Annotated in this window: 15 protein-coding genes and 1 pseudogene; 5 read left to right on the forward strand and 11 right to left on the reverse strand. The window is 71.8% G+C overall.

The window, feature by feature from the left end; genetic code table 11:
* Positions 1-8: 8 nt before the first annotated feature.
* Both lepB and rplS read right to left on the reverse strand, forming a co-directional pair.
* Positions 9-854 (reverse strand): signal peptidase I, encoded by an 846-nt coding sequence (gene lepB / locus AC2YHB_RS08855; RefSeq protein ID WP_051932353.1) that lies wholly within the window; start codon positions 852-854, stop codon positions 9-11.
* Between the two features lie 82 nt (positions 855-936).
* The gene (gene rplS, locus AC2YHB_RS08860; protein WP_036546748.1) at positions 937-1,299 is read right to left on the reverse strand and encodes a 50S ribosomal protein L19; all 363 of its coding nucleotides are present in this window, start codon (positions 1,297-1,299) and stop codon (positions 937-939) included.
* Between the two features lie 163 nt (positions 1,300-1,462).
* Between rplS and AC2YHB_RS08865 the strand changes: the two genes are divergently transcribed.
* A complete protein-coding gene (locus tag AC2YHB_RS08865) occupies positions 1,463-2,716 on the forward strand; it encodes a Fic family protein (RefSeq protein ID WP_179647564.1) in 1,254 nt (417 codons plus the stop codon).
* Positions 2,717-2,748: 32 nt separating this feature from the next.
* Here AC2YHB_RS08865 and AC2YHB_RS08870 read toward each other — a convergent pair whose 3' ends face one another.
* The 6 genes and pseudogenes from AC2YHB_RS08870 to rpsP all read right to left on the reverse strand — a co-directional run bounded on the left by AC2YHB_RS08870 (position 2,749) and on the right by rpsP (position 6,692).
* A complete protein-coding gene (locus AC2YHB_RS08870) occupies positions 2,749-3,972 on the reverse strand; it encodes an ammonium transporter (protein ID WP_036546754.1) in 1,224 nt (407 codons plus the stop codon).
* Positions 3,973-4,141: 169 nt separating this feature from the next.
* On the reverse strand, positions 4,142-4,585 hold the full coding sequence (locus tag AC2YHB_RS08875) for a GNAT family N-acetyltransferase (protein WP_308645703.1): 444 nt from the start codon (positions 4,583-4,585) through the stop codon (positions 4,142-4,144).
* Positions 4,586-4,621: 36 nt separating this feature from the next.
* Positions 4,622-5,296, reverse strand: a pseudogene (gene trmD, locus AC2YHB_RS08880) (tRNA (guanosine(37)-N1)-methyltransferase TrmD); the annotation flags it as partial.
* The gene (gene rimM / locus AC2YHB_RS08885) at positions 5,293-5,856 is read right to left on the reverse strand and encodes a ribosome maturation factor RimM (protein ID WP_207006338.1); all 564 of its coding nucleotides are present in this window, start codon (positions 5,854-5,856) and stop codon (positions 5,293-5,295) included. The gene rimM and the pseudogene trmD, both read right to left, overlap by 4 nt.
* A gap of 94 nt (positions 5,857-5,950) precedes the next feature.
* Positions 5,951-6,190 carry an RNA-binding protein gene (locus AC2YHB_RS08890; RefSeq protein WP_036546758.1) on the reverse strand — a complete coding sequence of 80 codons (240 nt, stop codon included), beginning with the start codon at positions 6,188-6,190 and terminating at the stop codon, positions 5,951-5,953.
* Between the two features lie 4 nt (positions 6,191-6,194).
* Entirely contained in the window at positions 6,195-6,692 is a 498-nt protein-coding gene (gene rpsP / locus AC2YHB_RS08895; RefSeq protein ID WP_036546760.1) for a 30S ribosomal protein S16, read from the reverse strand.
* A 308-nt stretch (positions 6,693-7,000) separates the two neighbouring features.
* Between rpsP and AC2YHB_RS08900 the strand changes: the two genes are divergently transcribed.
* Complete coding sequence (locus AC2YHB_RS08900; RefSeq protein ID WP_179647566.1) at positions 7,001-7,783, forward strand: hypothetical protein; 783 nt, start codon at positions 7,001-7,003, stop codon at positions 7,781-7,783.
* A 54-nt stretch (positions 7,784-7,837) separates the two neighbouring features.
* On the forward strand, positions 7,838-8,365 hold the full coding sequence (locus AC2YHB_RS08905; protein WP_179647567.1) for a hypothetical protein: 528 nt from the start codon (positions 7,838-7,840) through the stop codon (positions 8,363-8,365).
* A 4-nt stretch (positions 8,366-8,369) separates the two neighbouring features.
* Here AC2YHB_RS08905 and AC2YHB_RS08910 read toward each other — a convergent pair whose 3' ends face one another.
* From AC2YHB_RS08910 to ffh, 3 genes are read right to left on the reverse strand one after another with little or no spacing between them, the layout of a single operon-like run.
* On the reverse strand, positions 8,370-9,443 hold the full coding sequence (locus AC2YHB_RS08910) for an amidohydrolase family protein (RefSeq protein ID WP_179647568.1): 1,074 nt from the start codon (positions 9,441-9,443) through the stop codon (positions 8,370-8,372).
* A gap of 57 nt (positions 9,444-9,500) precedes the next feature.
* Positions 9,501-9,869, reverse strand: coding sequence for an NYN domain-containing protein (locus tag AC2YHB_RS08915; protein ID WP_036546770.1), 369 nt, complete (start codon positions 9,867-9,869; stop codon positions 9,501-9,503).
* Between the two features lie 39 nt (positions 9,870-9,908).
* Positions 9,909-11,477 carry a signal recognition particle protein gene (gene ffh / locus AC2YHB_RS08920; protein ID WP_036546772.1) on the reverse strand — a complete coding sequence of 523 codons (1,569 nt, stop codon included), beginning with the start codon at positions 11,475-11,477 and terminating at the stop codon, positions 9,909-9,911.
* A gap of 184 nt (positions 11,478-11,661) precedes the next feature.
* Here ffh and AC2YHB_RS08925 point away from each other — a divergent pair, with 184 nt between their 5' ends.
* Both AC2YHB_RS08925 and AC2YHB_RS08930 read left to right on the forward strand, forming a co-directional pair.
* Entirely contained in the window at positions 11,662-13,845 is a 2,184-nt protein-coding gene (locus AC2YHB_RS08925; RefSeq protein WP_179647569.1) for a carbon starvation CstA family protein, read from the forward strand.
* Positions 13,842-14,027 carry a YbdD/YjiX family protein gene (locus tag AC2YHB_RS08930; protein ID WP_308645450.1) on the forward strand — a complete coding sequence of 62 codons (186 nt, stop codon included), beginning with the start codon at positions 13,842-13,844 and terminating at the stop codon, positions 14,025-14,027. The genes AC2YHB_RS08925 and AC2YHB_RS08930 overlap by 4 nt, the downstream gene beginning before the upstream one ends.
* Positions 14,028-14,037: the final 10 nt, after the last annotated feature.

Below are 14,037 nucleotides of genomic sequence, written 5' to 3' on the forward strand. Positions count from 1 at the left end.
CGCCCGTCTCAGCCGACCTGGGCGACGCCGACCTTCTCGGCCTTCTCGACCAGGTCGTCGGACGGCGACCCGGGGACGTCGTCGAAGACCTCCGGGCGGCTGATCCAGCGCCAGCGGTCACGGGGCCAGATCAGCGTGAAGACCTTGCCGACCACGAGGTCGCGGTCGACCCACGGGCTCTGCGTGCAGGGGTCCTCGTCGGGGCTGCAGAGGTGGGCGCGGGAGTCGGCGGAGTGCTCGCGGTTGTCGCCCATCACGAAGAGCTTGCCCTTGGGCACCGGCCCGATGGTCCACGAGCACGGGCGCACCTTGGAGGAGTCGGGCTCGACGACCCACTCGATGTAGCCGTCGCAGCCGCGCGAGTCGTGGCGGACGTAGTCCTCCTCGTCGATGGCCTTGCCGTTGACCTCGATCCGGCCCTGCTCGTCGCAGCACACGATGACGTCGCCCTCGGTGCCGATGACGCGCTTCACGAGGTGGCCGCCGGTCGGGTAGAGGCCCACCTTCGACAGGAGGTTGGCGAAGCCGGTCGGGCCCTGGGAGTCGGCGGTGGCGAGCCAGGAGCCGGGGTCCTCGAAGACGACGACGTCGCCGCGCGACGGGTTGCCGCCGAACCAGTAGGAGACCTTCTGGACCAGGATCCGGTCGTTCTTGACCAGGCCCGGCTCCATCGACTCCGACGGGATGTAGAAGGCCTGCACGAACAGTGCCTTGATCAGCACGGCGAGGCCCAGGGCCACGGCGAGCAGCAGGATGCTCTCCTGCCAGACCGGCAGGTGCTTGCGGGGCGCGGCGTGGCCGTGCCGCCCCCGGGCGCCGTCGGTGGCCGGGGCGTCGGTCTCGTCGCTCGTCACGATGGTCGAGTCTATGCACGTCCCGGTCGGGAAAGCACGAAGGCCCGACCATGACGGTCGGGCCTTCGGGACGAAGCGGGGATCAGACCTCGCGACGCTCCTTGATCTTGGCCTTCTTGCCGGTGAGGTTGCGCAGGTAGTAGAGCTTCGCGCGGCGCACGTCACCGTAGGTGACGACCTCGATCTGCTCGAAGATCGGCGAGTGGAGCGGGAAGGTGCGCTCGACACCGACGCCGAAGGAGACCTTGCGGACCGTGAAGGTGCGGCCGACGCCCGAACCGTGGATGCGGATGACGACACCCTGGAAGACCTGGACGCGGGACCGGTTGCCCTCGACGACCTTGACGTGGACCTTGACGGTGTCACCGGCGCGGAAGGCGGGGACGTCGTCACGCTTCGCGGCGTTGCCGAGCTCGGTGACGACGGCGGGGCTGGGGTTGCTCATGATTCTCCTCGCGAGTGCCACAGGTCAGCCGCGGTAGTAGTGGTTCGATCGAAGCGGCGGCACGGTCGACGATTCCCCTGTGGCAGAAGCGTCCGCGACACCGACGAAGAATCTTCGCACAGCCGTCACCGCGACCGGAAATCCCGGCTGGAAGGATGCTCCCATGACCGGACCCGCGGAGGAGGCGCCGCCTCCCGACGCCTCGCGCGACTGGCAGCCCCACGCGCGCGAGGTCCGGCCCTGGCGCCAGCGCGCACCCCGGGGGCCCGCCGCCGACCGCCGCCTGGACCGGATCACGGTCGCCCTGCCGCCGTACGTCGCCGGGCTGGACCTGCCGATGGACCGCTCGCTGGCGGCGATGACGACGGCCAGCGCGGGCGACCTGAGCCACCTCGACCTCGTCCACGGGCGCACCCTGAGCGCCCTCAACCACCTCCTGCTGCGGACCGAGGCGGTGGACTCGTCGAAGATCGAGAACGTCGACGCCAGCCTCGCCGACTACGGGCGGGCGCTCCTCGGCGTCGGCGCCAACGCCTCGGCGGTGTCCATGGCGTCGGCGACGGCGGCACTGACGCGCATGATCCGCGACGCCGACACCTCGCGCGCGATCCGCCCGGAGGCGATCCTGCAGGCCCACCACGACCTGTTCCGTCGTACCCCGTCCGAGGCCCACCGTGCCGGCACCTTCCGTACGACGCAGAACTGGGTCGGCGGCAGCGACTGGTCCCCGCTCGGCGCCCTCCACGTGCCGCCACCACCGGAGACCGTGGCCGGCTACCTCGACGACCTGTTCACCTACGCCAACCGCGACGACGTGCCGCCCGTCGTGCAGGCCGCGGTCGTGCACGCCCAGTTCGAGTCGATCCACCCGTTCATCGACGGCAACGGCCGGATCGGGCGCGCACTGATCCACGCCGTGCTCCGACGTCGCCGCGCCACCCGTCACCTCACCGTGCCGATCGCGTCGGCGCTGGTGTCCCACCGTGAGCGCTACTTCGCTGCCCTCGGCGACTACCGCGACGGCACCGCACGGACGATGGTGGCGATGCTGGCCTCGGCCGTCCGGATCGCGACCGCGGAGTCGTGGGTGACGGCCACCCGGCTCAACGAGGTCCGCGGGGCCTGGGGTGCGGCCGTCGGCGGCTCGCGGCCGGGCACTCCCCTGCACCGCACGCTGGACCTGCTGACCGAGCAGCCGATCGTGAACGCCGCGCTGGTGGCCGAGCGGGTCGACGTACCGGAGGACGAGGCGGCGGCGGTGATCGATGCGCTGACGAGGGCAGGGGTGCTGCGCCGGGCCCCCCGCTCCCGCCGTGCGCCGGTCTGGCTGGCCGGCGCGGTGCTCGACGAGGTCACCGACCTGAGCGACCGGATCCAGGCCTCGAGCCGCCGCATGCGCGAGGCCCGCCCCGGCTGAGCCGGAGCGGGCCTCGTGCGGAGCTGGGTGGATCAGTCGATCGCGTAGCCCTCGCCGTGCAGGACCAGGTCGATTCCGGCGATCTCGTCCTCCTCCTTGGCGCGGAAGCCGATCGTCTTCTCGATGACCGTGCCGATGACGAACGCCATCACGAAGGAGTACGCCGCCACGCCCAGCGAGGTCACCACCTGGGTGCCGAGCTGGTCGAGGTTGCCGCCGCCGGTGAACAGGCCGGTGTCGGTGGCGAAGAAGCCGAGGAACCAGCAGCCGATGAAGCCGCCGACCATGTGGATGCCGACCACGTCGAGCGTGTCGTCGAAGCCGAGCTTGAACTTCAGGTCGATCGCGAAGGCGCAGACGGCGCCCGCGATGAGGCCGAGGAGCAGCGACCAGGCCGGGGTGAGGAACGCACAGGCCGGGGTGATCGCGACCAGGCCGGCGACGGCACCGGAGGCGGCGCCGACCGCGGTGGCCTTGCCCTCCTTGAACTGCTCCACGACGATCCAGCCGATCATCGCGGCCGCCGGGGCACCGACGGTGTTGAGGAAGATCAGGCCCGCGCCGGCCTCGCCGGTGTTGAGGCCGGTGTTGAAGCCGAACCAGCCGAACCACAGGATCGCGGCACCGATGAGCACCAGCGGGACGTTGTGCGGCTGCGCCTCCTCCTTGGAGAAGCCGACCTTGCGCTTGCCGAGGACCAGCGCGAGGGCGAGCGCCGCGGCGCCGGCGTTGATGTGGACCGCCGTACCACCGGCCCAGTCCATCGTGGCGGTGTCACCGAAGCCGAACTTGCCGACCCAGCCGGTCATGCCGTTGTCGTCGAACGCCCAGACCCACCCCTGGACGAGGAAGTACACGGTGGTGGCCCACACGCCGGCGAAGAGCATCCACGGCCAGAAGCGCGCACGGTCGGCGATGGCTCCCGAGATGAGCGCGACCGTGATGATGGCGAACGAGGCACCGAAGGCCACGCCGGCGAGCGGGGAGCCGTCGGTCACCTTGGACAGGTCCTCGAGGGCGAAGTCGGAGAACGGGTTGGCGACGAAGTTGCCGATGCCCTCGCCGTCCAGCAGGCCCATGTTGAACCCGTAGAGGATCCACAGGACGCTGACGAGGCCCATCGAGCCGAAGCTCAGCATCATCATGGAGACGACGCTCTTGGACTTGACCAGGCCGCCGTAGAAGAAGGCGACGCCTGGCGTCATGAAGATGACGAGTGCGGTGCTGAGCAGCAACCACGCGGTCGAGTCGGTCATTGGTACCTCTCGGGTCTCTCGGGAACCTGCGGGAGCAGCGGTGCTCCTCGCGTCTGCCCCGACTCTGACCCCGCGTGGTTTCACCCAGAGGAGACGATCGTTTCCCGCTTGTTACAGGTTTCACCAGCGTGTGTCGCCCCGGTGAACACGGGCCCGGCCGAACCGCCGCTCAGCGGCGCTTGGTGAGCACGACCGCGTTCGGCGGCGCGGGCAGGTCCGGCCGCAGCCGGAAGCCCGCCTTCCGGTACATCCGCTGGTTGCGCACGCTCCCCGCCCCCGTGAAGAGGACGTACGACGTCGCCTCGGCCGGCGCGACCGCCTGGATGTGCTCGAGGAGCACCCGTCCGAGACCGGAGCCCTGCAGGTCCGGGGCGACCATGATCCGCCCGATGTCCCAGCGCTCACCGCCCTCGAGCCGCCCGCGGACCGCGCCGACGAGGCGCCCGGCCCGCCGCACGACCCAGGTGTCCCACTCCCCCAGCCAGGCCCGCACGTCGTCGAGCGACTCGTGCAATGCGGGGATGTCGAGGGTGTCGTTGGCCTGGGCCTCCTGCAGCCAGCAGGCGCGCTGGAGGGTGAGGATCTCCCCGGCGTCGCCGGGCCGGGCGCGCACGATCGGCGTGCCGTCGTCGAGGACCGAGGGGTGCAGCAGGTCCGGCCGGCGCTGCGCCGTACGACGGCGGGCCTCCTCGCGGCGCCACGCCGCGACCTTGCCGTGGTCGCCGCTGAGCAGGACGTCGGGTACGTCGCGGCCACGCCACGTGCGCGGCTTGGTGTAGACGGGGTACTCCAGCAGCCCGGACGCCCCGTGCGACTCCTCGACGAGCGACTCGGCGTTGCCCATGAAGCCCGGCAGCAGCCGGACGACCGCCTCGGTGACGGCCAGCGCGGCCACCTCACCGCCGTTGAGGACGTAGTCGCCGAGGCTGATCTCGCGGACCTCGGCGATCTCGCGGGCGTGGTCGATCACGCGCTGGTCGATGCCCTCGTAGCGGCCGCACGCGAAGACGATCCGCCCGCGGGTGGCGAGGTCCTCGGCGACCCGCTGGTCGAACGGCTCCCCCGAGGGCGTGGTGAAGACGACTGTCGTGTCCGCGTCGACGCCGATCGCGTCGAAGGCCTCGCCCCACGGCTCGGGCTTCATCACCATGCCGGCGCCGCCGCCGTAGGGGGTGTCGTCGACCGTGCGGTGCCGGTCGTGCGCCCACTGCCGCAGGTCGTGCACGTGGAACTCGAGGAGGCCGCTCGCGGCGGCCTTGCCGGGGAGCGAGAGCTCCAGCGGCGCGAAGAAGTCCGGGAAGATCGTGAGGTAGTCGAGCCTCACTCCCCGCCCTCCTCGTCGCTGTCCTCGGGGAACGGGCTCACCAGCCCCGGCCGGTCGGCGATCACGACCCGGCCACCGGCCACGTCGACCTCGGGCACCAGCGCGCTGACGAAGGGCACCAGCGCCTCGCGACGGTCGAGGGTCTTGATGCGGAGCAGGTCCTGGGCGCCGTGGACGAGGCCGACCAGCTCGCCGAGGTGGGTGCCGTCGACGTCGTACGCCGCCAGGCCGACCAGCTGGTGGTCGTAGAACTCCTCCGGGTCCTCCGGCGCCTCGTCGGCCGCGACGACGGCCCGGAGCACCACGCCGCGGGCCGACTCGGCCGCGTTGCGGTCGGGCAGCTCGCTGAACGCGACGAGGAGGACGCCCTGGTGCCAGCGGGTGCGCTCGACGGTGAGGGTGCGGGCGGCGAACGCGGAGCCACGGGGCGCCTCGGCCTGCAGGACCGCGCCCGCGACGTAGCGCCGGTCGGGCTCGTCGGTGCGGACGTCGACCGTCACCTCGCCCCGGATGCCGTGCGGCTTGCCGATCCGGCCGACGACGACCTCGATGCTCTCCACGGGTCCGAGGTTAGGGCCAGCCGGCCGGGAACGACGAACGGGCGCCTCCCCCGGAGGGGAGGCGCCCGTTCGGCTGCTTCGAACCTGCGTCAGGTCAGCGGCGGTCGGTGTCGACGAAGTCGATCCGGGTGTTGCCGTTGCCCGCGATGGCGCCGATGACCGTGCGGAACGCGGTGGCCGTGCGGCCGCCCCGTCCGATCACCTTGCCGAGGTCGTCGGGGTGCACCCGGACCTCGAGCACCGAGCCACGACGCAGCTGCTTGTCGCGCACGACCACGTCATCGGGGTGGTCCACCACTCCGCGGACGAGGTGCTCCAGCGCGTCGGCCAACATCGACTCAGGCCTCGGTGCTCTCGGCGGCGGGAGCCTCGGCCTCGGCGGCCGGCTCCTCGGCCGGGGTCTCCTCGGCGGCGGCCTCGGCCGGCGCCTCCTCGACCTTGTCGGCCTTCTTCTTCTCGGCCTTCTTGGTCACCGCGGCGCCCTTGGGCTCGTTGGCGGCGTCCTTGAGGGCCTCGTTGAAGACCTCGAGCTTGTCGCGCTTGGGCTCCTTGACCTTGAGGGTGCCCTCGGCGCCCTCGATGCCCTTGAACTTCTGCCAGTCGCCGGTGACCTTGAGGATGGCCTCGACGGCCTCGGACGGCTGCGCGCCGACACCGAGCCAGTACTGCGCCCGCTCGGAGACGACGTCGATGTACGACGGGTCCTCCTTGGGGTGGTACTTGCCGATCTCCTCGATCACGGCGCCGTCGCGCTTCTTGCGCGAGTCGACGATCACGATGCGGTACTGCGGGACCCGGACCTTGCCCAGGCGCTTCAGACGGATCTTGACGGCCACGTTTGTGGTGTCTCCTTGAGAACTAGTGTGGGTGAGGCGCGGGCGACCAGGTGGGGAACACCGGGACCCGGACTCGATGGGCGCTGCACCCACCGGTTGAGAGGGTCCGGAAGGCGCAGAACTCAGCCGCCAAGTCTGCCAGACGACCCGCCGCTCAAGAAATCCTGTCCGCCCCCTCTCCGCGACCGGGACCCGGGGCCCGGTCCGGTGGTCCCTTCCGGCCACCGTGGACCGGCCGCGCGGGGGTGGGGAGGACCTGTCCCCGCGACGGACGATCGTCGGGAACTGCTGCCCGTGGAAGGACCACCATGCACCCGATCCGTCGTACTGCCGCCGCCGTCATCGCCGCGGCTGCCCTCGCCACCGCTCCCCTCGCCCACGCCGAGGCCGCCGCCCACGCGAAGCCGCACGGCGTCCACGCCTCCCACGGGGACAAGGCGGGCGGGAAGTCCGGGAAGTCCGGGAAGGCCGCGGCCCGGGTCCGCGCGGCGCTGAAGCAGGTCGCCGTCAAGGACCGCGCGCTGGCTCGGGTCGCCAGGTCGAAGGGCCTGACCGCCCTGCCCGCGGAGCAGTCGAGCGTGCTCGTCGCCTCCGTCGCCGCGGACCGCGCCGCGCTCGCCGAGCTGCGTGCCGCCGTCACGGCCGGTACGACGACCCCCCGGGGCGCTCGCGCTGCGCTGAAGGCCTACCGCGTGGAGAGCTACCTCCAGGCCGTCGCGATCCTGCGCGACGCCGCCGAGCTGGCCGACCTCGCCGTCGACCTGCCCGAGGTCCTCGACCTCGTCGAGGGCGTCGTCGACGGTGTGCTCGGCGTGACCTCGACCGGCGGCCGGACGCTCGTGCGCACGGCCCACGCCGACCTCGAGGACGCCTGGGCGCTGTACGAGGAGCTGAGCGCCGAGCCCGAGGAGTGCACGGTCGACGAGACCGAGGACTGCACGGACGACGGCGGGGACGACGGGACCGAGGACGGTGACGACAGCGGCACCGACGGCGGCACCGACGGCGGCACCGACGGCGGGGACGACGGCGGCACCGACGGCGGCACCGACGGCGGCGGGGACACGCCCGAGGTGGAGCCGGTCGGCTGACCGCCCGACGGGCGGCCCGTTTCGCCGGGCCGCCCGTCCGGGCAGGCTGTGCCCATGACGTCGTACCCTCCCCCGCTCCGGAAGGCCCCCCGCACCGGCATCTGGATCGGCGTCGGCCTGATGGTCGCGGCCGTCGCGGTCGCGGTCGTCGCCGGCGTCCTGGTGTGGCGCCTGCTCGCGGGTGAGGTCGAGGTGATCGACGCCGACGGCACGCCGCACGAGGTGACGCTGCCGGCCGACGAGACCTACGGCACCTGGGTCGAACCGGCCCGGCCCGCGACCTGCCGGGTCGTCGACGCCGATGGCGGCGAGGTCACGCTCGAGCGACCGGACGGCAGCTACGAGGTCAACCAGTGGGACGCCGACCGGTCCTTCGAGACGGGGAGCGGCACGCTGACGGTCACCTGCACGCCCGGCGCCGACGCCGCCGGCACCGAGGTGCGGCTCGGCCCGCTGCCGAGCATCCCCGGGCTGGTCGGCCTGGTGTTCGGCGGCGTGTGCCTCGGGATGCTGCTCGGCACCGCGGGGCTGGTGGTGATCGTCGTGACCGTCGTCCGACGGAGCCGGCCGTCGCCGGCCTGAGCCCTCAGGCGACGACCTTGCCCCGCAGCACCACGCGTGCCGGCTCGGCCAGCACCGAGAGGTCCTCCAGCGGGTTGCGCGGGTAGACGACGAAGTCGGCGGCGTCGCCCTCGTCCAGGCCGGGGTTCCAGCCGAGCCACGCGCGCCCCCGCCAGGAGGCGGCGCCGAGGACGGTCTCGGCGGACAGGCCCAGCTCCACCATCGCGAGGATCTCCTCGTGGAGGACGCCGTGCCGTGAGGAGCCGCCGCCGTCGCTGCCGACGTAGAGCGCGACACCCGCGTCGTGGGCGTTCATCAGCACCTCGCGGCGGCGGGCGTACAGCCGCTCCATGGTCGCGGAGTACGCCGGGAACTTCTCCCGGCCGTCCGCCGCGAAGCCCGGGAACTTCGAGGTCTGCAGCACCGTCGGCACCAGCGCGACGCCACCGGCGACCATCCGGTCGAGGTGGGCCTCGGTGAGGCCGGTGCCGTGCTCGATGCAGTCGATGCCGGCGTCCAGCAGCGGCGCGAGCGACTCCTCGCCGAAGCAGTGGGCCGTCACCTTGGCGCCGTGCGCGTGGGCGACCTCGATCGCCGCCGCGACCGCGTCGGCGGGGAAGGACGGCGCGAGGTCGCCCTCCTCGCGTGAGATCCAGTCACCGACGAGCTTCACCCAGCCGTCGCCCGCCTGCGCCTGCTCGGCGACCGCGTCGACCAGGCCGTCGGGCTCGACCTCCTGGCCGTAGTTGCGGATGTAGCGGCGGGTGCGCGCCACGTGGCGTCCGCAGCGGATCAGCCGCGGCAGGTCCTCCCGCTCGTGGACCCAGCGGGTGTCGGCGGGCGAACCGCAGTCGCGGGTCAGCAGCACCCCGTTGTCGCGGTCGGCGATCGCGGTCCGCTCGATCTCCTCGTCGGAGACCGCTCCCCCGTCCTCGAGGCCGAGGTGATTGTGGGCGTCGACCAGGCCGGGCACGATCCAGCCCTCCGCGGCCGTCTCGGCACCCGCCGGCCGCTCATAGGTGACGTGGCCGTCGACGACGAAGAGCTCGCGCACCTCGCCGTCGGGCAGGACCGGACCGGAGAACCGCAGCGCACTCACGCGAGCGAACCTACCAACGTCGTACGACGCCGCGGCGTCCTCCTTCGAGGAGGATCCTCAGAGGTGGGACAGCAGCCAGGTCGGGCTGAGCGTGGTCGCCCCGACGCCGTGCACCCGCGCGTCGAGGGCCCGGTCGGCCGTGACCACGACCGTCCGGTGGCCCTTCTCGACGGCCTTCGCCGCCTCGGCCAGGATCGTCGCGTCGCCGTCCTTCGGCGCGTGCACGGTGCGCACGTGGGCGTCCCGACCGGCGCGGACCCCGCCCTTGGCCTGCCCCTCGAGCACGAGCACCACGACGTCGTACGGGACGTCGGCGACGAGGAGCTGCTCGTGGAGCCGCTGCGCGGCACCGGCGCGGTCCTTCCACCAGCCGTCGGGGCGGGCACCGACGACATTGGCGCCGTCCACGATGAGCGTGGAGGTCATCTCGGCTCCTGGCCTACCGGGTCCCGACGCGCCGGTCGGTCACTTCAGGAACTTCGAGAAGTCCTTCGGCAGCTGCAGGTTCTCCGCCGCGGCCTCGTAGTCGATGTCCTGGCCGATGCCGAACGGGTTCGGCTTCGCCTCGGCGGCCTTCGCCTTCGCGGCGGCGGCCTCCTGCGCGGCCTTGGCCGGGTTGCCCGACTTGCGCGCGCCCTTGCCCTTGCCCTGCTTGGCCTTCTGCTTGGCGCTGACCCGCTTGCCGCCACCGGGACCGCCCAGGCCGGGCATGCCCGGCATTCCGGGCATCCCGCCGCCGCGGGCCATCTGCATCATCATCTTCCGCGCCTCGAAGAAGCGGTCGACGAGGCCGTTGACGTCGGACACCGTGCGGCCGGAGCCCTTGGCGATGCGGGAGCGGCGCGAGCCGTCGATGATCTTCGGGTTGGCGCGCTCGGCCGGGGTCATCGAGCGGATGATCGCCTCGACCCGGTCGATCTCGCGCTCGTCGAAGTTCTCGATCTGGTCGCGGATCTGGCCCATGCCCGGGAGCATCTTGAGGATGCTGGTCATCGAGCCCAGCTTCTTCAGCTGCTGCATCTGGGCCAGGAAGTCGTCGAGCGTGAAGTCGCCGCCGGTCAGCTTCTCCGCCGCGCGGAGCGCCTCCTCCTGGTCGAACGCCTTCTCGGCCTGCTCGATCAGGGTGAGCACGTCGCCCATGTCGAGGATGCGCGAGGCCATCCGGTCGGGGTGGAAGACGTCGAAGTCGGTGAGCTTCTCGCCGGTGGAGGCGAACATGACCGGTCGACCGGTGACCTGGCGGATCGACAGGGCGGCACCACCGCGGGCGTCACCGTCGAGCTTGGTGAGCACCACGCCGTCGTACCCGACGCCGTCGAGGAAGGCCTGCGCCGTGGTGAGGGCGTCCTGGCCGATCATGGCGTCAACGACGAAGAGGACCTCGTCGGGCTGCACGGCGTCGCGGATGCCCGCGGCCTGCGCCATCATCTCGGCGTCGACGCCGAGGCGGCCGGCGGTGTCGACGATGACGACGTCGTGGAGCTTGCGCTTGGCCTCCTCGATCGACGCCTTGGCGACCGACACCGGGTCGCCCGTGCCGTTGCCCGGCTCCGGGGCGAAGACGGGGACGCCGACCTTCTCGCCGTTGACCTGGAGCTGCTGGACCGCGTTGGGACGCTGCAGGTCACAGGCCACCAGCAGGGGCGCCTTGCCCTGGTCCTTGAGCCACAGCGCGAGCTTGGCCGCGAGCGTGGTCTTGCCGGCACCCTGGAGGCCGGCGAGCATGATGACCGTCGGGCCGGTCTTGGCGTAGCGCAGCCGGCGGGTCTCGCCGCCGAGGATCTCGATGAGCTCCTCGTTGACGATCTTGACGACCTGCTGGGCGGGGTTCAGCGCCTGGCTGACCTCCTCGCCGCGGGCGCGCTCCTTGACCGCGGCCACGAAGTCCTTGACAACGGGCAGCGCGACGTCGGCCTCGAGCAGGGCGATCCGGATCTCGCGCGCGGTCGCGTCGATGTCGGCCTCGGAGAGCCGGCCCTTGCCGCGGAGGTTCTTGAAGGTCGCGGACAGGCGGTCGGACAGTGTGGCGAACAAGAGCGTTGCGTCCTCGTCGGAATCGTCGGTAGAAGTGAGGTCTTCGAACACCGATCGTAGCCGCCACGGCCCACGGGCCTGACGTCTGCGGTGGACGTTCGAGGGTACTGCGCTGGCGCTCGGGGCCTGCGCGGTGGTCGGGAGTGCCATCGGGGGCACCCCGCCGGGGTCAAGGAGGATCCTCATGCCCACCACGACACCTGTACGACGCCAGGACGGCCGGCGGCGCCGGCTCACACCCGCCGGCATCGCGATCTGGGGCGGCATCGCCCTCGTCGGCGCGGTCTGCTGGACGGTGCTCGCCCTCTCCCGCGGGGAGGAGGTGTCGGCCCTGTGGATCCTGTTCGCGGCGCTGGCGTCGTACGCGATCGCCTACCGGTTCTACGCCCGCTTCATCGCGGACCGGGTGCTCGAGGTCGACGACACCCGCGCGACCCCGGCGGAGCGGCTGGAGAACGGTCAGGACTTCGACGTCACGGACCGCCGGGTGCTCTTCGGGCACCACTTCGCCGCGATCGCCGGCGCCGGACCGCTCGTCGGCCCCGTGCTGGCGGCGCAGATGGGCTACCTGCCCGGGACGATCTGGATCATCGTCGGCGTCATCCTCGCCGGCGCCGTCCAGGACATGATGGTGCTCTTCTTCTCGATGCGCCGCGACGGCAAGAGCCTGGGCCAGATGGTGCGCGAGGAGATCGGCGTGGTCGGCGGCACGGCCGCGCTCGTCGCGGTCTTCGCGATCATGATCATCATCCTCGCCGTGCTCGCGCTGGTCGTGGTCAACGCGCTCGCGGAGTCGCCGTGGGGCGTCTTCTCGATCGGGCTGACGATCCCGATCGCCCTGTTCATGGGCTTCTACCTGCGCTACCTGCGCCCGGGCCGGGTCAGCGAGACGACCGCGATCGGCGTCGCCCTGCTCCTGCTGGCGATCATCGTCGGCGGCTGGATCGACGACACCGGCCTGGGTGACACGCTCACCCTGTCGCACGAGACGTTGACGATCTGCCTCATCGTCTACGGCTTCATCGCCTCGGTGCTGCCGGTGTGGATGCTGCTGACGCCGCGCGACTACCTGTCGACGTTCATGAAGGTCGGCGTGATCCTGCTCCTGGCCGTCGGGCTGGTGCTGGCGCGTCCGGTCCTCGCCAACGAGGACGTGACGTCCTTCGCGCTCGACGGCGACGGCCCGGTCTTCGCGGGCAAGCTCTTCCCGTTCGTCTTCATCACGATCGCCTGCGGCGCCCTTTCGGGCTTCCACGCGCTGATCTCCTCCGGCACGACGCCGAAGATGATCGCCAAGGAGAGCCAGGTCCGGATGATCGGCTACGGCGGGATGCTGATGGAGTCCTTCGTCGCGATCAGCGCCCTCATCGCCGCGTGCGTCATCGACCAGGGCCTCTACTTCGCGATGAACAGCCCCGCGGGCGCGACCGGCGGCACGGCCGCGAGCGCGGCGGAGTTCGTCGGCACGCTGGGCTTCACCGTCTCCCCCGACGTCCTCACCCAGGCCGCCGCAGCCGTGCAGGAGCCGACGCTCGTCTCCCGCACGGGCGGCGCGCCGACCCTCGCCGTCGGCATCTCGTCGATCTTCACCGACGCGTTCGGCGGCGGGCTGGCGGCGTTCTGGTACCACTTCGCGATCATGTTCGAGGCGCTCTTCATCCTCACGGCCGTCGACGCGGGCACCCGCGTGGGCCGCTTCATGCTGCAGGACACGATCGGCAACTTCTGGCCGCGCTTCGGCGACACGTCGTGGAAGCCGGCGGCGTGGGGCGCGAGCGCACTGGTCGTCGCGGCCTGGGGCTACATGCTCTACGTCGGCGTGACCGACCCGCTGGGCGGCATCAACCAGCTGTTCCCGCTGTTCGGCATCAGCAACCAGCTGCTCGCGGCGATCGCGCTGTGCGTGTGCGTGACGCTGATGCTCAAGCACGGCAAGGCACGGTGGGTGTGGGTGCCGCTGGTCCCGCTCGCGTGGGACCTGGTCACGACGATGACCGCGAGCTGGCAGAAGGTGTTCTCGGACAACCCTGCGATCGGCTACTTCGCGCAGGCGGACCGCTACCGCGACGCCCGCGACGCGGGCCAGGTGCTCGCACCGGCGAAGGACGTGGGCCAGATGGACCAGGTCATCCAGAACTCCACCACCAACGGCGTCCTCCAGCTCACCTTCGCCATCCTGACCCTGGTCGTGGTCGCCAACGCGGCCGTCGTCTGGGTGCGGGCCCTCCGGGCCGGTGGCCTGCCCACGACGGAGGTGCCGGCCACGCCGTCGCGGATCGTCGCGCCCTCGGACTTCTTCGCCACGGCCGACGAGAAGGCGGCCGTGCGGGAGTGGGAGGAGTCGCGGCTGACGGGGAGCCGGCAGTGAGCGTCGTACGCCACTGGTGGGCGGGCCTGCGCTGGTTCGTCCGGGAGTCGACGGGCGAGGCCCGCTGGGACGAGTACGTCGCCCGGTGCGCCGCGTCCGGCACCGTGCCGATGACGCGGCGGGCCTGGGAGCGGCACCGCGCCGACCAGCGGGAGCACAGCCCGCAGTCGCGCTGCTGCTGATCCCGCTGCC

It is taken from the genome of Nocardioides sp. SRI_004, assembly GCF_057586415.1.

Bases quoted from the DNA above. Each gene is read 5' to 3' on its own strand.
- AC2YHB_RS08870 (WP_036546754.1), bottom strand. From the start codon at position 3,972: ATGACCGACTCGACCGCGTGGTTGCTGCTCAGCACCGCACTCGTCATC.
- AC2YHB_RS08900 (WP_179647566.1), top strand. From the start codon at position 7,001: ATGCACCCGATCCGTCGTACTGCCGCCGCCGTCATCGCCGCGGCTGCC.
- rplS (WP_036546748.1), bottom strand. From the start codon at position 1,299: ATGAGCAACCCCAGCCCCGCCGTCGTCACCGAGCTCGGCAACGCCGCG.
- AC2YHB_RS08890 (WP_036546758.1), bottom strand. From the start codon at position 6,190: ATGTTGGCCGACGCGCTGGAGCACCTCGTCCGCGGAGTGGTGGACCAC.
- AC2YHB_RS08915 (WP_036546770.1), bottom strand. From the start codon at position 9,869: ATGACCTCCACGCTCATCGTGGACGGCGCCAATGTCGTCGGTGCCCGC.
- AC2YHB_RS08865 (WP_179647564.1), top strand. From the start codon at position 1,463: ATGACCGGACCCGCGGAGGAGGCGCCGCCTCCCGACGCCTCGCGCGAC.
- AC2YHB_RS08905 (WP_179647567.1), top strand. From the start codon at position 7,838: ATGACGTCGTACCCTCCCCCGCTCCGGAAGGCCCCCCGCACCGGCATC.
- AC2YHB_RS08925 (WP_179647569.1), top strand. From the start codon at position 11,662: ATGCCCACCACGACACCTGTACGACGCCAGGACGGCCGGCGGCGCCGG.